This is a genomic window from Bacillus sp. FSL K6-4563 (assembly GCF_038630405.1).
GTDB classification, from domain to species: Bacteria; Bacillota; Bacilli; order Bacillales; family Bacillaceae; genus Bacillus; species Bacillus pumilus.
This window is the reverse complement of the sequence record NZ_CP152030.1, coordinates 2,604,143-2,623,820: the sequence shown is the minus strand read 5'-3', so window position 1 is coordinate 2,623,820 and position 19,678 is coordinate 2,604,143. Positions and strand designations below refer to the sequence as shown.

General features: G+C 42.4%; 18 protein-coding genes. 14 read left to right on the top strand and 4 right to left on the bottom strand.

What is annotated here, in order from left to right:
* The first annotated feature begins 65 nt into the window (after nt 1-65).
* The 7 genes from MHH54_RS13260 to MHH54_RS13230 all read left to right on the top strand — a co-directional run bounded on the left by MHH54_RS13260 (nt 66) and on the right by MHH54_RS13230 (nt 6,950).
* Complete coding sequence (locus tag MHH54_RS13260; RefSeq protein WP_003216486.1) at nt 66-1,277, top strand: argininosuccinate synthase; 1,212 nt, start codon at nt 66-68, stop codon at nt 1,275-1,277.
* Nucleotides 1,274-2,647, top strand: a complete 1,374-nt coding sequence (argH, locus tag MHH54_RS13255; RefSeq protein WP_003216440.1) for an argininosuccinate lyase — start codon at nt 1,274-1,276, stop codon at nt 2,645-2,647. Before MHH54_RS13260 ends, argH begins: the two co-directional genes overlap by 4 nt.
* Nucleotides 2,648-2,765: 118 nt before the next feature.
* On the top strand, nt 2,766-2,981 hold the full coding sequence (locus tag MHH54_RS13250; RefSeq protein ID WP_223251137.1) for a hypothetical protein: 216 nt from the start codon (nt 2,766-2,768) through the stop codon (nt 2,979-2,981).
* A gap of 276 nt (nt 2,982-3,257) precedes the next feature.
* Nucleotides 3,258-3,668, top strand: a complete 411-nt coding sequence (locus MHH54_RS13245) for a hypothetical protein (RefSeq protein WP_223251138.1) — start codon at nt 3,258-3,260, stop codon at nt 3,666-3,668.
* A 106-nt stretch (nt 3,669-3,774) separates the two neighbouring features.
* Entirely contained in the window at nt 3,775-4,530 is a 756-nt protein-coding gene (locus MHH54_RS13240; protein WP_003216208.1) for an SDR family oxidoreductase, read from the top strand.
* Between the two features lie 66 nt (nt 4,531-4,596).
* Nucleotides 4,597-5,280 (top strand): metal-dependent hydrolase, encoded by a 684-nt coding sequence (locus MHH54_RS13235; RefSeq protein WP_003216753.1) that lies wholly within the window; start codon nt 4,597-4,599, stop codon nt 5,278-5,280.
* A gap of 347 nt (nt 5,281-5,627) precedes the next feature.
* Nucleotides 5,628-6,950, top strand: coding sequence for a CBS domain-containing protein (locus tag MHH54_RS13230; RefSeq protein WP_003216834.1), 1,323 nt, complete (start codon nt 5,628-5,630; stop codon nt 6,948-6,950).
* Nucleotides 6,951-7,005: 55 nt separating this feature from the next.
* Here the strand turns inward: MHH54_RS13230 and MHH54_RS13225 are convergent, their stop codons facing one another.
* Nucleotides 7,006-7,308 (bottom strand): YtpI family protein, encoded by a 303-nt coding sequence (locus MHH54_RS13225; RefSeq protein WP_003216665.1) that lies wholly within the window; start codon nt 7,306-7,308, stop codon nt 7,006-7,008.
* Between the two features lie 147 nt (nt 7,309-7,455).
* Between MHH54_RS13225 and MHH54_RS13220 the strand changes: the two genes are divergently transcribed.
* Nucleotides 7,456-8,397, top strand: coding sequence for a bifunctional oligoribonuclease/PAP phosphatase NrnA (locus tag MHH54_RS13220; RefSeq protein ID WP_003216520.1), 942 nt, complete (start codon nt 7,456-7,458; stop codon nt 8,395-8,397).
* A gap of 51 nt (nt 8,398-8,448) precedes the next feature.
* On the opposite strand, the gene MHH54_RS13215 is transcribed toward MHH54_RS13220, so the two are convergent.
* The 3 genes from MHH54_RS13215 to MHH54_RS13205 all read right to left on the bottom strand — a co-directional run bounded on the left by MHH54_RS13215 (nt 8,449) and on the right by MHH54_RS13205 (nt 9,585).
* Nucleotides 8,449-8,634 (bottom strand): hypothetical protein, encoded by a 186-nt coding sequence (locus tag MHH54_RS13215; protein ID WP_003216400.1) that lies wholly within the window; start codon nt 8,632-8,634, stop codon nt 8,449-8,451.
* Between the two features lie 109 nt (nt 8,635-8,743).
* Complete coding sequence (gene ytrI, locus MHH54_RS13210) at nt 8,744-9,247, bottom strand: sporulation membrane protein YtrI (RefSeq protein WP_003216226.1); 504 nt, start codon at nt 9,245-9,247, stop codon at nt 8,744-8,746.
* Complete coding sequence (locus MHH54_RS13205) at nt 9,244-9,585, bottom strand: YtrH family sporulation protein (RefSeq protein WP_034661856.1); 342 nt, start codon at nt 9,583-9,585, stop codon at nt 9,244-9,246. The genes ytrI and MHH54_RS13205 overlap by 4 nt, the downstream gene beginning before the upstream one ends.
* Nucleotides 9,586-9,722: 137 nt before the next feature.
* Here MHH54_RS13205 and dnaE point away from each other — a divergent pair, with 137 nt between their 5' ends.
* The 6 genes from dnaE (at nt 9,723) to pyk (ending at nt 19,665) form a co-directional block, all read left to right on the top strand.
* On the top strand, nt 9,723-13,058 hold the full coding sequence (gene dnaE / locus MHH54_RS13200) for a DNA polymerase III subunit alpha (protein ID WP_342500325.1): 3,336 nt from the start codon (nt 9,723-9,725) through the stop codon (nt 13,056-13,058).
* Between the two features lie 141 nt (nt 13,059-13,199).
* Nucleotides 13,200-14,432, top strand: a complete 1,233-nt coding sequence (locus MHH54_RS13195; protein ID WP_003216785.1) for a malic enzyme-like NAD(P)-binding protein — start codon at nt 13,200-13,202, stop codon at nt 14,430-14,432.
* A gap of 304 nt (nt 14,433-14,736) precedes the next feature.
* Nucleotides 14,737-15,612, top strand: a complete 876-nt coding sequence (gene accD / locus MHH54_RS13190) for an acetyl-CoA carboxylase, carboxyltransferase subunit beta (protein WP_034661853.1) — start codon at nt 14,737-14,739, stop codon at nt 15,610-15,612.
* Nucleotides 15,597-16,574 carry an acetyl-CoA carboxylase carboxyl transferase subunit alpha gene (gene accA, locus MHH54_RS13185; RefSeq protein ID WP_003216264.1) on the top strand — a complete coding sequence of 326 codons (978 nt, stop codon included), beginning with the start codon at nt 15,597-15,599 and terminating at the stop codon, nt 16,572-16,574. Before accD ends, accA begins: the two co-directional genes overlap by 16 nt.
* 343 nt (nt 16,575-16,917) lie before the next feature.
* Nucleotides 16,918-17,877, top strand: a complete 960-nt coding sequence (gene pfkA, locus MHH54_RS13180) for a 6-phosphofructokinase (RefSeq protein ID WP_012010865.1) — start codon at nt 16,918-16,920, stop codon at nt 17,875-17,877.
* Between the two features lie 27 nt (nt 17,878-17,904).
* Nucleotides 17,905-19,665 carry a pyruvate kinase gene (gene pyk, locus MHH54_RS13175; RefSeq protein WP_050943588.1) on the top strand — a complete coding sequence of 587 codons (1,761 nt, stop codon included), beginning with the start codon at nt 17,905-17,907 and terminating at the stop codon, nt 19,663-19,665.
* Nucleotides 19,666-19,678: the final 13 nt, after the last annotated feature.

Sequence of the window (19,678 nt, the reverse complement as noted above, 5' to 3'; positions counted from 1 at the left end):
TAAAACTTATTTTTATGCAAAAAAACATTCACAGAATCAAAACAAGTGAGAGGAGCTTTTCAATCATGTCACAAAATAAAAAAGTCGTATTAGCATATTCCGGAGGTCTTGATACCTCTGTTGCAGTTAAATGGTTACAAGAGCAAGGATACGAAGTCGTCGCTTGCTGCCTAGACGTAGGTGAAGGAAAAGACTTAGCATTCGTTCAACAAAAAGCACTTCAAGTCGGAGCGGTTCAGTCTTACATGATTGACGCAAAAGAAGAATTCGCAGAGGAATTTGCACTAACTGCCTTACAAGCACACACGATGTATGAAGGGAAATATCCGCTTGTATCTGCATTATCTCGTCCACTTATTGCAAAAAAACTAGTGGAAGTCGCAGAGAAAGAAAATGCAGTAGCGGTTGCGCACGGATGTACTGGAAAAGGAAACGACCAAGTCCGTTTTGAAGTATCCATTAAAGCGTTGAATCCAGACCTAGAAGTTCTTGCACCAGTGCGTGAGTGGAAATGGTCTCGTGATGAAGAAATCGATTATGCACAAAAACATGGTATTCCAATTCCGATTAACTTAGACAGCCCATATTCAATCGACCAAAACCTTTGGGGCAGAAGTAACGAGTGCGGCATTTTAGAAGATCCTTGGGCTGCACCGCCAGAAGGAGCGTATGATTTAACGACGCCACTTGAAAAAACACCTGACACACCTGAAATCATTGAAATCACGTTTGAAAAAGGAAAACCAACAGCTATTGATGGTATTCAGTATTCCTTATCAGATCTTATTCTTCATTTAAATGAAGTCGCTGGTCAGCATGGGGTTGGCAGAATCGACCACGTTGAAAACCGTCTTGTAGGCATTAAATCTCGTGAAGTGTACGAATGCCCAGGTGCTGTCACACTTCTAAAAGCACATAAAGAGCTTGAAGACTTAACGCTAGTGAAGGAAGTCGCACACTTTAAGCCAATCGTTGAACAAAAAATGGCTGAATTAATATACAACGGATTATGGTTCTCACCTCTTAAAGGAGCACTAGATGCTTTCTTACAAGAAACACAACAGAACGTAACAGGTGTTGTACGTGTAAAACTATTTAAAGGCCATGCCATTGTTGAAGGACGTAAATCACCATATTCACTTTATGATGAAAATTTAGCAACTTACACAAAAGCAGATGAATTCGATCATGATGCAGCGGTAGGATTTATTAACCTTTGGGGCTTACCAACAAAAGTGAACAGCATCGTGAATAAAAAGGAGCAGGTTAAAGCATGAAAAAGCTTTGGGGAGGCCGATTTCAAAAAACACCAGAAAAATGGGTCGATGAGTTTGGCGCGTCCATTCATTTCGACAAACAATTAGTCAAAGAAGATCTGACCGGCTCCCTTGCTCATGCAAGTATGCTGAATACATGCGGTATCCTGGGCGATGACGAGGCCGCTGCCATTAAAGATGGATTGAATACGCTCATGAAAAAGGCAGAGGCAAATGAACTCGAATTCTCAGTGGATTATGAGGACATCCATTTAAACCTTGAAAAAATGCTCATTGATGAGATTGGTCCGCTTGGCGGCAAATTGCATACAGCGAGAAGCCGGAATGATCAGGTTGCCACTGATATGCATTTATATTTGAATAACCAAGTAGAGCATATCATTGAACTGATCTCTTCCTTTCAAACAGTGCTTGTGGAAAAAGCAGAACAGCACGTTGAAACAATCTTTCCAGGATATACGCACTTGCAGCGTGCACAGCCTATTTCCTTTGCGCATCATATGCTCGCCTATTTCTGGATGCTAGAGCGTGACAAAGCACGTTTTCAAGATTCTTTGAAACGAATTAACGTGTCTCCACTCGGATGCGGAGCGCTAGCAGGAACGACATTCCCAATTGATCGTGAATATACAGCTGAGCTGCTTGGTTTTGATCATATTTACGAAAACAGCCTTGATGGCGTAAGTGATCGGGATTTCATTTTAGAGTTCTTGTCTAACAGCAGCCTTGTCATGATGCATCTCTCACGTCTTTGTGAGGAAATCATTTTATGGTGCTCTCAAGAATTCAAATTCATTGAGCTTGATGACACATATGCAACAGGCAGCAGCATGATGCCGCAAAAGAAAAACCCGGATATGGCAGAATTGATCCGCGGGAAAACAGGCCGTGTATATGGCAACCTGATGGGGCTTCTCACCATTATGAAAGGCTTGCCGCTTACGTATAACAAAGACCTGCAAGAAGATAAAGAAGGCATGTTTGATACAGTCAAAACCATCGCCGGCAGCCTGCAAATCTTCACAGGCATGATTCAAACAATGACAGTGAACGAAGATGTCATGAAAAAAGCAACGAAAGAAGATTTCTCAAATGCGACCGAAGTGGCAGACTACCTTGCGAAAAAAGGCATGCCATTCCGTGAAGCACACGAAATCGTTGGCAAGCTCGTGTATACATGCATTCAAAAAGGCATCTACTTAAGTGATCTTCCGTTTGAGACATTTACAGAAGCGAGCGATCTTTTTGAAGAAGACATTTACACCGTTCTTGATCCTTATGTTGCTGTTGAAAAAAGAACAAGCGCAGGTGGAACTGGATTTAAACAAATTCAGCTCGCTTTAGAAAAAGCAAAAGCCTGCCTAGCATAACTGACCAAAACCATTCGTTTATACGGATGGTTTTTTGTAATGGAACAAGGAAATTGATCATCATTAGAGAAGTTGAAAGCATACCAGTGCCAAGCTAAAGAGGGAGTGACAGCAGTTCATGAAGAAAACGCTTCAGGCTTTGTTTGACCAGCCCATCGTCTCAGTTAAGACGTTAGGAGAACAGTACGACGGACGGGCCAATGATGTGTGGCTGATCTCCTTACAAGACAAAACGGAATATGTGGTGAAATCTCCTAAAATGACAAAAGCAGAAAGTGAATTTGTATATGGGATCAACATGATCTATGGGGTAAATGCCGATATGGGACAATAGCATCTCGATCAAATCAATGAAAAGCTGGCTCTGACGAATTCCTTTCATATTCCGGAAGTTGTTCGTAAAGTGAAGATGGCGGGGAGACATTATGATGTCATGGAAAAAGTAGAAAGAACACCTTTAACATCTTTTAAGGGACGTTCATCAGATTTCTATTTGAATTACGGGAGGAAACTAGCACATCTTCATTCACATCGAACTCACTCCTTCGGTACTATATACGGAGCAGAAAAGAGACATTTGAGTGAATTCCATGCTCTTTTAAAAAGGGCTGTGTCTAAACTTATAAGCCGCTATTACGCTGATCAGCCTGAATTTCAGTGCTATGGAGAAATGGTGCAGCAAAAGCTAGACCACCTCAGTACTCCTGATTCAGCCAGTCTCATTTTAATTGATTTAGATCCGTCGCAATATATTGAAAAGTATGATCAAGTGACGAGTCTAGTTGATACGGAATACGTCGTATTTGGACCAGCTGCGTTTGATTTTATTGCATTGGAATACCTTTTGACGAAAGAAGCTGCACACGATGTTCAGTTGGGCTATGAAGAGATTTGCCCGCTTCCTCGCCAGCTTTATGAGGTGAGAGAATGCTACCGTTTTGTTTCGCTGCTTCTTGATATTCATGACTCGTGGGATATCCAAAAGTGGATGAATCATCCTTCATTTTTTCATTCTAAATAGAAATAGCAGAAAGGGTTCATAAGTGCGCCAGATGCTGGTTTATAGTAAAGTAAAGATAACAAAAGAAACACATGAACTTGCAACCTTTGTTTTAGGAGGAGATTGTGTGCGACACGCATTAATAACAGCGGGTTCTAAGGGACTTGGCAGGAAAGTCACCGAGTCTTTACTGAATATGGGGTATTCTGTGACAGTCAATTATCGAAGTGATGATGAAGCTGTGCGCCAGATGAAAGAAGAATTGCAGCAATATGAAGAGAAGATTCAATTTGTCCAAGGCGATGTGACAAACAAAGAAGATTTAAAAAATATGGTCGAGCTGGCAGCCGAGCGATTTGGGCGGATCGATGCCTTGATTAACAATGCCGGACCTTATATTTTCGAACGAAAAAAACTAGCGGATTATTCCGAAGATGAATGGTATCAAATGATGGAAGGCAACCTATCTGCTGTGTTCCATTTGTTCCGTATGGTCATCCCAATGATGAGAAAGCAAGGCTTCGGCCGAATTGTCACATATGGCTTTCAAGGCGCAGACCATGCGCCGGGATGGATGCACAGATCAGCCTTCGGAGCAGCAAAAGTGGGGCTGGCGTCACTGACGAAAACCATTGCGATTGAAGAAGCCGAAAATGGCATCACAGCCAATATGGTTTGTCCAGGCAAAATCGTTGGTGACATGAAAGAATCGACAATAGAAGAAGCGCGCCAGATGAAAGACGATGAAACGCCGATTGGCAGGTCTGGTACTGGAGAAGATATCGGGCGCATCATTTCCTTTTTATGCGATGACCGCTCTGATCTGATTACAGGAACCGTTATTGAAGCAACAGGTGGTCTTAACGTCATTCACAGACATTAAGTTTTTCAGTTTTTTATACAGGGAATAGATGAAATGAGATCAAATTCGAAAGGTGGATATACTCACATGAAAGCTACATATCACGGACATTCAGTCGTACACATTGAAACAAACGGATACCATATTTGGATTGATCCATTTTTAAATGGAAATAAGCACACAGATATCAAACCGCAAGATGTCAAAGCGGATGTCATTTTGCTCACGCACGGGCATGGAGATCACATCGGTGACACCATTGAAATCGCCAAAAACAATGATGCGCTCGTTATTGCGCCATTCGAGCTTGCCACTTATTTAAGCTGGCAAGGGGTGAAAACGCACCCGCTTTCGATTGGGGGCGGACGTGAGTTTGAATTTGGTAAAGTGAAGCTCACTCAAGCGTTCCATGGTTCTGCTATCATTGATGAAGATGCAAAAACGATTATGTATACAGGCATGCCATCAGGTATTTTATTTACTGCAGAGGGCAAAACGATTTATCATGCCGGAGACACTGCACTCTTTTCAGATATGAAGCTGATCGGTGAGCTGAATCATATTGAGCTTGCATTCCTTCCGATCGGTGATAACTTCACGATGGGACCGGACGATGCAAGAATCGCAGCCGAATGGCTTCGGGCGAAGCAAGTCGTGCCAATTCACTACAGCACATTCCCGCCGATTGAGCAGGACCCACATGCATTTGCAGACAGCCTGCATGGCGGCGTCGGTCATGTGTTAAACAGCGGAGAATCGATAGAGATTTAATCAACATAGCAAAAAGCCGGCACTCAAATGCTGGCTTCCAGCGTGTAGACAAACCCTCGCATTCGGTGTCAGTCCTGCGTGCTGGTGCTCACGAATGTCAAATTCGCTCCACGCCAGTACTCGTCCTTCCTAGGGCTGCAAAGGTTTTCTATCACGCTGAAAAGAAGACAAAGGGCTAAAATCAAGATCATTTTAGCCCTTTGTCAACAACCTGAAAGTCGGCACTCAAATGCCGGCTTTTTTGTTTACATGTATCGCGCTGAAAAAAGACAAATTGCTATTAAAAGCCTCCTGCCCTTATAATGAAAGTTAGATGAAAACGCTGAAAACAAAAAGGGTGAACGGGATTGGCGACAAAGCATGAACAAATTTTATCGTATATTGATTCATTAGAAGTCGGAGAGAAAATTTCTGTCCGGCGTATTGCGAAAGAAATGAAAGTGAGTGAAGGGACCGCTTACCGGGCCATCAAGGATGCTGAAAATAAAGGATTCGTCAGTACCATTGAACGAGTTGGTACCATTCGAATTGAACAGAAGAAAAAAGAAAATATTGAAAAACTGACATATGCAGAAGTGGTCAATGTGATTGACGGACAGGTGCTTGGAGGACGAGCGGGCTTACATAAAACATTAAACAAATTTGTCATCGGAGCGATGGAGCTTGATGCGATGATGCGCTATACGGCAGCTGGAAACCTGCTAATTGTCGGAAACCGGATCAATGCCCACAGACAAGCATTAGAGGCAGGAGCAGCTGTGCTGGTCACGGGCGGCTTCTCAACAGATGATGAAATCATTCAGCTCGCAGATGAGCTTGAGCTGCCGATCTTATCGACAAGCTACGATACATTTACCGTAGCAGCTCTCATTAACCGGGCCATTTATGACCAACTCATAAAAAAAGAGATTGTGCTTGTGGAAGATATTTTAACGCCGATAGAACGAACAGTGTATTTATCACCAGAGGATAAGCTTGAAAAATGGTATGAAAAGAACTATGAAACTGGCCACGGACGCTTTCCGGTCGCAGACGACCAAATGAAAATTCACGGCATTCTCACCTCAAAGGATATCGCGGGGCATGACCGCTCCACACCGATTGAAAAGGTCATGACGAAAAACCCACTGACAGTCATTGGCAAAACCTCTGTCGCTTCTGCTGCTCAAATGATGGTATGGGAAGGCATTGAGGTGCTGCCTGTTGTAGATGATTATGCGAAACTGATTGGAATGATCAGTCGTCAGGACGTGCTGAAGGCGCTTCAAATGATTCAAAAGCAGCCGCAGGTCGGAGAAAAACTGGATGATGTTGTCTCAAGAGGGTTTAAAGAGACCGATACAGAAAAACCAAAGGCAGATGCCGTGTATCAATATGAGGTCACACCACAAATGACAAACCAGCTCGGAAACATTTCATATGGCGTGTTCACGCAAATTTTAATTGAATCCGCCAACCGCTTCTTAAAGTCTCATAAAAAAGGGGAGCTGATTGTCGAAAGTCTCTCTGTCTACTTCTTAAAACCGGTTCAAATGGAATCCACGATACAGATCAAGCCAAATATTTTAGAAGTAGGACGCAAGTTTGGAAAGCTGGAAGTGGAAGTTTATCATCAATCGAATATCGTCGGTAAAGCCATGCTGATGGTGCAGCTCATGGAGAGAGGATAATCTGCTGAAAAAGACAAAGGGCTAAAATAAACATCATTTTAGCCCTTCTCTCTTATTATGCGTGATCTTTTTCGCCTTCCTTTAAAAAGAGCGGAAGGTAATGCTTGTAGGCTTTATATCCAGCCCACGTACTGCCGATACCGACAGCAACAAAAATAAATCCAATGACAAATGCGAGTGACGAGCGGTTTAAAAATAATTGATTCACACCGAAGAGCAGGACAAAGCAGCCAAGTGCCATACTGGATTTCGCCGACCAGAATTTCTTTTCGACTGGGCGGTTCGTACGTACATTCTTTGCTTTGTAGTATAAATAAAACATGGCAGAACAAATAATAAACACAATCAAAACAAGCATGTGCCAAGCCTCCATTGTAAGTGGTTACAACCCTATTTTAAACGTAAATAGGCTTGCTTACTAGAATAAATTGTCTATTCCTCACTTTTCCGTCAGGATAGATTATGATTTAATAATAAAAAGAGTATCGGATAAGAAGGAGTTTTTATGAAAAAAGAACTGATTAGAACCATATCATTATATGACACCATCATCATTCATAGACATGTAAGACCAGATCCTGATGCCTATGGATCGCAGTGCGGCCTTACGGAAATCTTGCGTGCCACCTATCCAGAAAAAAATATTTATGCGACAGGAACCCCGGAGCCATCCCTTTCATTTTTATATGAACTTGATGAAGTGCCGGATGACGTGTACAAAGACGCCCTTGTCATTGTCTGCGATACAGCCAATCAAGCAAGAATTGACGATCAGCGCTATTCAATGGGCGATAAGCTGATGAAAATTGACCATCATCCAAATGAAGATCCTTATGGTGATTTGCTTTGGGTGGATACAGAGGCAAGCTCTGTGAGCGAAATGATTTATGAATTGTATTTAGAGGGGAAAGAAGAAGGATATCAGCTGAATACAAAGGCGGCAGAACTCATTTATGCCGGCATTGTAGGAGACACAGGCCGCTTCCTTTTCCCAAACACGACGAAAAAGACGCTCAAATATGCTGGAGAACTGATTGAATATCCATTTTCATCTTCAGACCTTTTCAATCAATTGTATGAGACGGATCTCAATGTCGTGAAATTAAATGGCTATATTTTTCAACATATTTCTTTGTCAGAGAATGGGGTCGCTTCTGTTTTCATTAAGCAGGATATTTTGGAATCGTTCCAAACGACAGCGCAGCAAGCCTCACAGCTTGTTGGGACACTTGGAAATATTGCAGGGATTAAGGCATGGGTCTTTTTTGTGGAAGAAAACGATCAGATTCGTGTTAGATTCCGCTCGAAAGGCGTCGTCATTAATACCATTGCGAAAAAATATCATGGCGGCGGCCACCCGCTTGCAGCTGGTGCGTCTATTTATGATTGGGCCGTGGCAGATGAGATTTTGCGTGATTTAGAAGAAGTATGTAAATCATCATCATGAGAGAGGGGGGCTTCAAGTCCCCTCTCTCTTTTTTTGTCATGGAGAAAAGGGTTACTTGCATACAGGGATAAACCAGCAGCCGATGTCAGTTGAATCTTCATAGGCTTGGAGATTTTGATGCTTTAATTCTTTTTTAATTAAATGAGCCATCATTTCTGTCTCAGCATAAGCACACATGCCGTCCTTGATCCGGCTTGCTTTGTCTCGTGCCATTTGACGATAGCTATAAACCTCCATTGTCCTCACCTCTTTCTGTTTTAGATCTCGTTCTACTTTTAGTGTATAAAAATTAAGGGGGAAAAGCGATCATTGAGGGCAGAAATTCATAAAAATTCCACATGATCATTTATTCAGCAAATGAAATGCGCACTTCAAGTGAAAGCTTTGTATAAATTGTCAGCTCTGTCACTTTGGCGCGGTATGCCTTTTCCCGAATGGTATATTCTTTGTTTTCGACCGTGCGTTTTAATAATTCCTTTGTTTTATAGACACTTTCAATATCCTTTGTAATAACCTCTGAGATATCCTCCTTGACCTGATCTTCAAATTTTAGCGTATCTGGCTCTGGGATTTTATATTGCTCACGATTGACGAGATGGACATCTACGCTTTGGATCAGCAGCCGCTTCTTATTATCCTCATTTAACTTATGCAAATCTTCCCGATAGAGTGTGATTTGTTCTTTCAGACTGTCCATATGGTGCTGCTGGCTTCTCAGCAGTGTCACCTGCTTTTCCTGAAAGGTTCCGTATGTAAAGAGGAAAATGAGCCAGCTCACAATCGCGCCAAACATCATCCCCGCAAAAAAACGCTGCCAGCCTGGACGTTTGTACAGCTCCGGCACCCTCATGATGACACATGCTCCTGTGTGAGCCACGTGATAATAAGATAACCCGTTTGCGCACCGCCCATGGCAGAGACAATTAATAAAATCTGCTTGAAAATATCACGCGTGTTCCCTTCAAAAATACCTCTTTCAAAGCTATAAACAGCATCAAACGTTCCGCCGATAGCTGCGACAAGCGCCCAAATCTTTAAACGGTTGGCAAGACTCGTAATAATGGATAAAGGCGGCTGACCGGACAAATAAGCACCAACACCGCCTATAATGGCACCACCCAAAATGACCCCAAGTGCAATAAAATAACAGCTAATAAAATTTGGAATAAAAGCTTCCTTCACATCCATTTTGTCCACCTCACTCTATTCAATATATGGTGCGTGCGGGACAAGTATGAACGGACAGAAAAGAAAGAACATTTGTTTCTCATCGCATCGCGTTTTATAATGAAAGAATGACTTTAGACGAAAGGAGTGGATTAAGCATGTCTTATGTTCATCTTCAGGTCCACAGTGGATACAGCTTATTAAGCAGTGCAGCAAAAGTAAAGGAGCTCGTGCTGAAAGCGAAAGAACTTGGCTGCAAGGCGCTCGCTCTTACCGATGACCATGTGATGTATGGAACGGTTGAATTTTATAAGGAATGTAAAAAACATGGCATCAAGCCGGTCATCGGTTTAACAGCTTCTGTCTTCATAGATGAACAAGAGACAGAGGCTTATCCCTTGGTACTCCTTGCCAAAAACAATGAAGGCTACCAAAATTTGATCAAGATCAGCAGTGTGCTGAAATCAAAATCAAAAGCTGGACTGAAAGAAAAATGGCTGAAAAGCTACCACCGCGGGCTCATTGCCATCACACCAGGCGTTTCTGGTTACATTGAAACGCTGCTTCAGCATGATCAGCTAGAAGAAGCGCATGATGCGGCGAAACAATTGAAACATATTTTCGGTGAGGGACATGTGTACATCGCACTTCAGCCATTTCAGCAAGACGAATCGCTCGCCGGTAAACTGAGGGACGTCTCAAAAAGTGCCGACATTCCTCTTGTTGCGACAGGAGATGTCCACTACATCAACATGGAAGACAAAACGGCCTATATGTGTTTAAAGGCTATTAAAGCAGGGCAGCAGCTGCCTGAGGTTGAGGAAGACCGAGCAGAAAAGCATTTCAGAACCTTTGAAGAAATGAAGGAATGGTATACGCAGGATACGGAGCTGCTATCAAGAACGGTGGAGATCGCAGACCGCTGTGAAGTCGATTTAAATCTTGGGCAGACAAAACTCCCATCCTATCCGACCCCTGATCAATCAACAGCAGATCAGTTTTTACGCAAAGTGTGTGTAGAAGGGATGAAGCAAAAAAAGATTGCTTCAAATGACGCGTATGTGAAAAGACTTGAGTACGAACTGAGCATTATCCAAAAAATGAATTTCAGTGATTATTTTCTCATCGTGTGGGATTTTATGAAGTATGCCCATGACCAAGGCATTGTCACAGGGCCGGGCCGGGGATCGGCAGCAGGTTCACTTGTTGCCTATGTACTGTTTATTACGGATGTTGATCCGCTCCGTCACGGCCTGTTATTTGAGCGTTTCTTAAATCCTGAGCGAATCAGTATGCCTGATATTGATATTGATTTCCCCGATACGAGAAGAGATGAAATCATTTCTTATGTAAAAGACAAATACGGAGACATGCATGTGGCGCAAATTGTCACGTTTGGAACACTTGCAGCAAAAGCAGCCTTAAGAGATGTCGGGCGTGTGATGGGGATTGATTCAAAGGCAGCGGACCGTCTTGCAAAGCTGATTCCATCAAAGCCAGGAACGACGCTGAAAGAAGCGCTAGCTGCATCTCCTGAATTAAAAGCAATGCTCCAGCAGTCCGAAGAGCTCAGGCAAGTCTTTCAAACTGCTTTAAAGGTAGAAGGCTTGCCAAGACATACCTCGACACATGCAGCCGGCGTTGTGCTGAGCGAGGAGCCGCTGACAGAGATTGTTCCTATTCAAGACGGTCATGATGGTGTGTATTTAACGCAGTATGCGATGAATTATTTAGAAGATCTTGGGCTTTTAAAGATGGATTTCTTAGGACTAAGAAACTTAACCTTAATTGAATCCATTAAAAACCAGATTGAAAGACAGGAAAACGTCCACATTAACTTTAGTGACATTTCATATGAAGATCAGAAAACATTTGAATTGTTATCAGCGGGAGATACGACTGGGATTTTCCAGCTTGAATCACAAGGGATGCGTCAGGTGCTGAGACGCCTTAAGCCCTCTAGTTTAGAAGACATCGTGGCAGTCAATGCCCTCTATCGCCCAGGTCCAATGGAGAATATCCCGCTTTTTATCGACCGAAAGCACGGCAGAGTCAAGGTCTCTTACCCGCATCCTGATTTATATGACATTTTAAAAGACACATATGGGGTCATCGTCTATCAGGAGCAAATTATGCTGATTGCAGCGAAGATGGCAGGCTTTCAGCTTGGCGAGGCAGATCTATTAAGAAGAGCTGTTTCGAAGAAGGATAAAAAGGTCCTTGATGAAGAGCGGAGCCATTTTGTTGAAGGATGCCTAAAAAAGGAGTATCCTGTTAACATTGCAAATGACGTTTATGACTTAATCGTCAAATTTGCAAACTATGGTTTTAATAGAAGCCATGCTGTTGCATATAGCATGATTGGCTTTCAGCTTGCTTACTTAAAAGCGCATTATCCGTTATATTTTATGTGCGGACTTTTAACGAGTGTGATTGGAAATGAAGACAAAGTCGCTCAATATTTCTATGAGGCAAAGGAAAAAGGGATATCTGTGTTGAAGCCTTCTATTAATAAGAGTGAATTTCCATTTACGGTTGAAAAAGGGGAGATCCGCTACAGCTTAAGAGCGATCAAAAATGTCGGAGTGTCAGCTGTAAAGGATATATACAGGGCAAGACAGGAAAAGCCGTTTGAAGATTTATTTGATTTTTGCGCAAGAGTATCAGCAAAGAGTGTCAACCGAAAAACGATTGAAGCGCTCATTTTTTCAGGGGCGATGGATGAGCTTTATCCAAATCGTGCTTCGTTATTGGCATCAATAGATATTGCATTAGACCACGTGTCATTTTTAAATCCAGATGATCAGCTCGACTTTCTAGGGGATACAACCTTCTCCATTAAGCCAAAATATGCGGAGATAGAAGAATTGCCGCTAGTCGATCTCCTGCAATTTGAAAAAGAGGCACTTGGACTATATTTATCAAATCATCCTGTACAAGCGTACCGAGATCGCTTAAGAGAGAATGGTGCAGTGGAAATCATCAGACTTTCTTCCTATATAAAGCGAAGGGTCTCAATGGGTGGTCTTTTGACAAAAGTGAAATCGATTCGAACAAAAAATGGACAATCGATGGCATTTGTCACATTTGGGGATGAAACGGGAGAAATGGAAGGCGTCGTCTTTCCAGAGCAATTTAGAAAGCTGTCCCCCTTACTTGAGGAGGGCGCCATGCTTTATGTTGAAGGCAGAATAGATGTCAGAAATGACAGCAGCCAGATCATCGTGCAAGAAGCCGTTCTGCTTGAAGAGATGGGCACACAAAGAAAAGAGTCTGTCTACATTCGAGTGAAAGAAGAAAATCATACGCAGGAGCTGCTAGAGCAAGTAAAGCGGGTGATCTCGATGCACAGCGGAGAAGCAGATGTCTATTTGTATTATGAGAAGCAAAAAAAGACAGTGAGACTTCCAGATGCATACAAAGTTCATGCAGATCATGCTGTCATTTTCCAGTTAAAAGAGCTACTCGGTGAACAAAACGTTGTGATTAAATGATGACAAATCGCCTGAATATGTTTTACAAATTCACCTATTGTGTTATCATTTTAAAGATTCTGTGTATTTAAAACTGCCAGTATGTGCTTATCAACTTAGCAATTCATTAAATCATTTTCCACTTGAAGGAGTGTTCATCACATGTCATTAAGAGAAGAAGCATTACATATGCACAAAGAGAATCAAGGCAAACTTGAATCAAAATCAAAAGTACAAGTGAAAAATGCGAAAGACTTGAGCTTGGCTTACTCACCTGGTGTTGCAGAACCATGTAAAGATATTTATGACGACACAAGCAAAGTGTATGATTATACAATGAAAGGCAATATGGTCGCTGTTGTCACAGACGGAAGTGCTGTTTTAGGGCTTGGAAATATTGGTGCAGAAGCATCTCTTCCAGTCATGGAAGGAAAAGCTGTATTATTCAAAAGCTTCGCTGGCGTTGATGCCTTCCCAATCGCGCTTGCGACAAACGATGTAGACAAAATCGTTGAAACAGTAAAGCTTCTTGAGCCAACGTTTGGCGGTGTCAACCTTGAAGATATTGCAGCTCCAAACTGCTTTATTATTGAAGAGCGCTTGAAAAAAGAGACAAACATTCCAGTGTTCCACGATGATCAGCACGGAACAGCGATTGTGACAGTAGCTGGACTTGTAAATGCACTGAAACTGTCTGGAAAATCAATGTCCTCTATCAAAGTGGTGGCAAACGGCGCTGGAGCAGCGGGAATTGCGATTATCAAGCTTCTATATCATTTCGGTGTACGTGATATCATCATGTGTGATACAAAAGGCGCAATTTACGAAGGCCGCCCGAACGGTATGAATGCAGTGAAAAACGAAGTGGCTAAATTCACGAACCAAGACCGTAAAGAAGGTTCGTTAGAAGAAGTGATTGAAGGCGCTGACGTCTTCATTGGGGTTTCAGTAGCAGGCGCTCTAACAAAAGAAATGGTTGGCAAAATGGCAAAAGATCCTGTCATCTTCGCAATGGCGAATCCTAATCCAGAGATCATGCCAGAAGATGCACATGCAGCAGGCGCAAGTGTTGTAGGAACAGGCCGTTCTGACTTCCCGAACCAAGTAAACAACGTACTGGCATTCCCAGGGATTTTCCGCGGAGCACTAGATGTACGTGCAACCCACATTAACGAAGAAATGAAAATTGCAGCCGTTGAAGCAATTGCTTCTCTTGTTTCAGATGATAAATTGTCAGCTGAATACGTCATCCCTGAACCATTTGATGCACGTGTAGCACCAGCGGTAGCAAAAGCAGTAGCAAAAGCAGCAATGGAAACTGGCGTTGCAAGAATCAAAGTCGACCCAGAAGAAGTCGCTGAAAAAACAAGAAAATTAACGATTATCGGCGAATAATCAATTGGAAAAGTGTGCACGTTCTTTCTGAAATTGGAGGAAAGACGTGCACCATTTCCTCTCATACGCGAAAATTTTTTCATCCGGAATGATATTTTTTTGTAGACGTTCACAATTCACATATATCAACTGCTCAGCGCCCCAAACACATACTCATTTCTCATCAATTCCCCACTGAAAAAATTGAATGAAGGATGACAGCGTTTGACAAAAAAAGTACAATAGTTTCGGTACAGTTATGACATGTCCTATAATAGTGGATGTGCGTGTAAAGAAAAAACCCTTCAAAAAGGGAGGTAGTCATTTGTCAATCAAAAATATTTTCAGTAAAAAGAAAAAATATGCATCTGTACCCTCTGAACAGGCAAGTCAAGATGTGCCTGAAGGCATCATGACCAAATGTCCGCAATGTAAAAAAATAATGCTCACCAAAGAACTAGATAAAAATTTACGTGTTTGCATGAATTGCGGTAGACATTTGCAAATGAATGCAAAACAGCGTATTGACAGCCTTGTTGACGAAGGCACATTTGAAGAATTTAACGGGCACCTGATCTCAGAAAACCCGCTCGGATTCCCAGGCTACGAAGAAAAGCTTGAGAAAGACAGAGAAAAAACGTCTTTGAATGAAGCCATTGTCACAGGTCAAGGTGAAATTGAAGGCCAGCGTGCTGTGATCGCTGTCATGGATGCCACATTCCGTATGGGCAGCATGGGCTCAGTTGTTGGTGAAAAGATCACACTTGCGATCGAGAAAGCAAAAGCGGACAAGGTGCCATTTATCATCTTTACTGCATCTGGCGGAGCGAGAATGCAAGAGGGGATCCTCAGTCTTATGCAGATGGCAAAAACAAGCTCAGCATTAAAGTTGTTCAGCGAGGATCAAGGTTTGATTATCTCTGTGATGACGAACCCAACAACTGGCGGTGTATCAGCTAGTTTCGCGTCTCTTGGTGATTACAACTTTGCAGAACCTGGTGCTTTAATTGGGTTTGCAGGCCGTAGAATCATTGAACAAACCATTCGTGAAGACCTGCCAGAGGACTTCCAAACGGCTGAATTTTTAATGAAGCATGGTCAATTGGATGCTGTCATTCATCGTGCAGAGATGAAAGAAACACTAGGCAGAATCTTAGCATTACACAGCACAGGAGGTGAACGAGAGTGGCTGGAGAACTAGAATTTGAAAAACCTGTCATTGAACTTCGAGCGAAAATTGATGAACTGAAAAAGTTCACACAAAACTCAGAAATGGATTTAAGTGCAGAAATTGAGCGTCTTGAAACACGTCTGAGCAAACTTGAAGCAGACATTTATACAAATTTAAAACCGTGGGACAGAGTACAGATTGCTCGTCATGCGATGCGCCCAACAACTCTCGATTACATTCAAGAGCTGTTTGACAACTTTTTCGAGTGTCATGGTGACCGTTTTTATGGCGATGATGAAGCGATCGTTGGAGGAATTGCCACGTTTAAAGGGCTTCCTGTCACGGTGATTGGCCATCAGCGCGGTAAAGATACAAAAGAAAACTTGCGCCGTAATTTCGGAATGCCTCATCCAGAAGGCTACCGTAAAGCGCTGCGCTTGATGAAACAAGCAGATAAATTTAATCGCCCGATCATTTGCTTTATTGATACAAAAGGAGCTTATCCTGGTAAAGCAGCTGAAGAACGCGGGCAAAGTGAAGCAATTGCGAAAAACCTATTCGAAATGGCAGGACTTCGTGTACCGGTTGTCTGTATTGTCATTGGAGAAGGCGGAAGTGGCGGCGCACTAGGCTTAGGCGTAGGAAACCACCTATACATGCTAGAGAATTCAACGTATTCAGTGATTTCACCTGAAGGTGCAGCAGCACTGCTCTGGAAGGACTCATCACTTGCGAAAAAAGCTGCAGAATCAATGAAAATTACGGCTCCAGACCTAAAAGAATTAGATATTATAGATGATGTTATTAAAGAAGTGCAAGGTGGAGCACACCGAGACGTGAAACAACAAGCAGCCTACATTGAAAAAACATTAAAACAGTCACTTACATCTTTGCTCAAACTAACACCTGAAGAACTAGTCGAACAAAGATATCAAAAATACAAAGCAATCGGGAAAGTATCGGTTGAAAATCAATATATTGGGGTAAACTAAATAAACGTACAGCCTTTTTGGCTGGCGTTTATTTTTTTTTCATCCTTTTTCATGAAAACCGACCTCATGTAAGCGCTATTTGAAAATAATTTTCTTTTGTTTTCATAAAGTTTGAAACGTCTGAAAACCCTGATACGGTGGGCTTTAGAAGGCTGGATCTTCCTCGCTTTTGAAAGAATTGCTTTCATGATTTTCTTAACTTTTGTTTAAAAACGGTTTATTTAATTGTATAATAAGTACGGTTTTAGAAATACGTATTGAAAACATCTGGTTTTGCTCATGATTGTTTTCAAGCAGTGGAAATGGTATGTTTAATTCATATATGGTCTCTGAGGTGAAAAAGATGAAGCGTATAGGAGTTTTAACGAGCGGTGGGGATTCCCCAGGAATGAATGCAGCTGTGCGCGCAGTTGTAAGGAAAGCGATTTACCATAATGTTGAAGTTTACGGTATTTATAATGGATATTCAGGTCTAATTAACGGTAAAATTGAGAAACTTGAAATAGGTTCAGTTGGCGATATCATTCATCGTGGAGGAACAAAACTTTACACGGCAAGATGCCCTGAATTCAAGACAGTTGAAGGTCGTGAAAAAGGCATTGAGAACTTAAAAAAATTCGGTATTGAAGGACTTGTTGTGATTGGCGGAGACGGTTCATTCATGGGAGCGAAGAAATTAACTGAGCTCGGTTTTCCATGTGTAGGTGTCCCGGGTACAATTGACAACGATATCCCAGGTACTGATTTCACTATTGGCTTTGATACAGCACTGAATACAGTCATTGACGCCATTGATAAAATTCGTGATACAGCCACATCTCATGAACGTACATACGTAGTGGAAGTAATGGGAAGACATGCTGGTGATATTGCTCTTTGGTCAGGTCTTGCAGGCGGAGCCGAATCTATTTTGATTCCTGAAGCAGACTATGACATGGATGAAATTATCGCGAGATTAAGAAGAGGACACGAGCGCGGCAAGAAGCACAGTATCATCATCGTCGCAGAAGGCGTAGGCAGCGGTGTTGAATTTGGTAAGCGGATTGAAGAGGAGACAAGCCTTGAAACCCGTGTATCTGTCTTAGGACATATTCAGCGCGGAGGTTCTCCAAGCGCATTTGACCGAGTACTCGCAAGCCGTTTAGGAGCATACGCAGTAGAACTTCTTCTTGAAGGAAAAGGCGGACGCTGTGTGGGTATTCAAAGCAACGAACTCGTTCACCACGATATTTTAGATATCTTAGATAAAAAACATACAGTCGATCAAAATATGTACCGACTTTCACAAGAGCTCTCTATATAAAACGAGAAGACCTTAGGAGGAACAGTAATGAGAAAGACAAAAATCGTTTGTACAATCGGTCCAGCAAGTGAAACTATTGAAAAGCTGACTGAATTGATTGAAGCAGGAATGAATGTAGCCAGACTAAACTTCTCTCATGGAGATTTTGAAGAGCATGGTGCACGCATTGAAAACATTCGTAAAGCAGGTAAAACATTAGGCAAGGACATTGCGATCCTTCTTGATACAAAAGGTCCAGAGATCCGTACACGCACAGTTGAAAACGGCTCAATTGAGCTAGTCGCTGGTGCAGATCTTATCGTAAGTATGGAAGACATTGTTGGAAATACGGAAAAAATTAGTGTGACGTATGAAGAGTTAATTCATGATGTAGAAGTAGGCTCAACGATTCTATTAGATGATGGTCTTATTGGTTTAGAAGTGAAAGAAATTAACATGGACCGCAAAGAAATCGTCACAAAGGTCATGAATACAGGCACGCTCAAAAACAAAAAAGGTGTAAACGTACCAGGTGTAAGTGTGAACCTGCCAGGTATTACAGAAAAGGATGCCAATGATATTCTGTTCGGAGTTGAACAAGGCGTCGATTTCATCGCAGCTTCTTTTGTGAGACGAGCTTCTGATGTTCTTGAAATTCGTGAGCTTCTTGAAAAGAATAATGCGGCTGACATTCAAATCATTCCTAAGATTGAAAACCAAGAGGGTGTTGATAACATCGATGAAATCCTTGAGGTATCAGACGGTTTGATGGTTGCACGTGGAGATCTTGGTGTAGAGATCCCGGCAGAAGAAGTACCGCTTGTTCAAAAAATGCTGATCAAAAAATGCAATCGCTTAGGCAAACCAGTCATCACAGCGACCCAAATGCTTGATAGCATGCAGCGTAATCCTCGTCCAACTCGTGCGGAAGCAAGTGACGTGGCAAATGCCATTTTTGATGGCACAGATGCGATTATGCTTTCTGGTGAAACAGCAGCAGGAACATATCCAGTAGAAGCTGTACAAACGATGCATAACATTGCATCACGTTCAGAAGATGCACTCAACTATAAAGCCATTCTTTCTCGCAGAAGCGAAGAAGTAGATGTCAGCATTACAGATGCCATCGGTCAATCTGTTGCACATACAGCGATGAAGCTTGACGTTGCAGCGATTGTGACACCTACGGAAAGCGGTCATACAGCGAGAATGATTTCAAAATATAGACCAAAAGCACCAATCGTAGCAGTTACAGCAAACGAATCAGTTGCGAGAAAGCTATCTCTTGTATTCGGTGTATTTGCAAAGAGCGGCTCAAAAACGACGTCTACTGATGAAATGCTTGAGAATGCAGTCGAGAAATCGATTGAAACAGGCTACGTGAGACATGGCGATTTAATCGTTATTACAGCTGGTGTGCCAGTTGGTGAAACAGGTACAACAAACTTAATGAAAGTTTATGTTGTCGGTGACATCATTGCGAAAGGTCAAGGAATTGGCCGTAAATCTGCATTTGGACCGGTTGTCATTGCGCAAAGCGGAAAAGAAGCAGAGGAAAAAATGTATGATGGTGCAATTCTTGTTGCAAACTGTACAGACCGTGATATGATGGGTGCTTTAGAAAAAGCATCTGCCCTGATCACTGAAGAAGGCGGACTAACAAGCCATGCAGCAGTCGTTGGACTTAGCCTTGGCATTCCAGTGATTGTAGGTCTTGATGGTGCAACAACACTGCTAAAAGAAGGCGAAGAGATTACAGTAGATCCGGCACGCGGAGCGATCTACAAAGGCCGTGCAAGCGTCCTTTAATTGATACACACGA

Excerpts from the sequence above, each read along its gene's own strand:
- MHH54_RS13260 (WP_003216486.1), top strand. The coding sequence starts at position 66 with ATGTCACAAAATAAAAAAGTCGTATTAGCATATTCCGGAGGTCTTGAT.
- argH (WP_003216440.1), top strand. The coding sequence starts at position 1,274 with ATGAAAAAGCTTTGGGGAGGCCGATTTCAAAAAACACCAGAAAAATGG.
- MHH54_RS13250 (WP_223251137.1), top strand. The coding sequence starts at position 2,766 with ATGAAGAAAACGCTTCAGGCTTTGTTTGACCAGCCCATCGTCTCAGTT.
- MHH54_RS13235 (WP_003216753.1), top strand. The coding sequence starts at position 4,597 with ATGAAAGCTACATATCACGGACATTCAGTCGTACACATTGAAACAAAC.
- MHH54_RS13225 (WP_003216665.1), bottom strand. The coding sequence starts at position 7,308 with ATGCTTGTTTTGATTGTGTTTATTATTTGTTCTGCCATGTTTTATTTA.
- MHH54_RS13220 (WP_003216520.1), top strand. The coding sequence starts at position 7,456 with ATGAAAAAAGAACTGATTAGAACCATATCATTATATGACACCATCATC.
- MHH54_RS13215 (WP_003216400.1), bottom strand. The coding sequence starts at position 8,634 with ATGGAGGTTTATAGCTATCGTCAAATGGCACGAGACAAAGCAAGCCGG.
- ytrI (WP_003216226.1), bottom strand. The coding sequence starts at position 9,247 with ATGAGGGTGCCGGAGCTGTACAAACGTCCAGGCTGGCAGCGTTTTTTT.
- MHH54_RS13205 (WP_034661856.1), bottom strand. The coding sequence starts at position 9,585 with ATGGATGTGAAGGAAGCTTTTATTCCAAATTTTATTAGCTGTTATTTT.
- dnaE (WP_342500325.1), top strand. The coding sequence starts at position 9,723 with ATGTCTTATGTTCATCTTCAGGTCCACAGTGGATACAGCTTATTAAGC.
- MHH54_RS13195 (WP_003216785.1), top strand. The coding sequence starts at position 13,200 with ATGTCATTAAGAGAAGAAGCATTACATATGCACAAAGAGAATCAAGGC.
- pfkA (WP_012010865.1), top strand. The coding sequence starts at position 16,918 with ATGAAGCGTATAGGAGTTTTAACGAGCGGTGGGGATTCCCCAGGAATG.
- pyk (WP_050943588.1), top strand. The coding sequence starts at position 17,905 with ATGAGAAAGACAAAAATCGTTTGTACAATCGGTCCAGCAAGTGAAACT.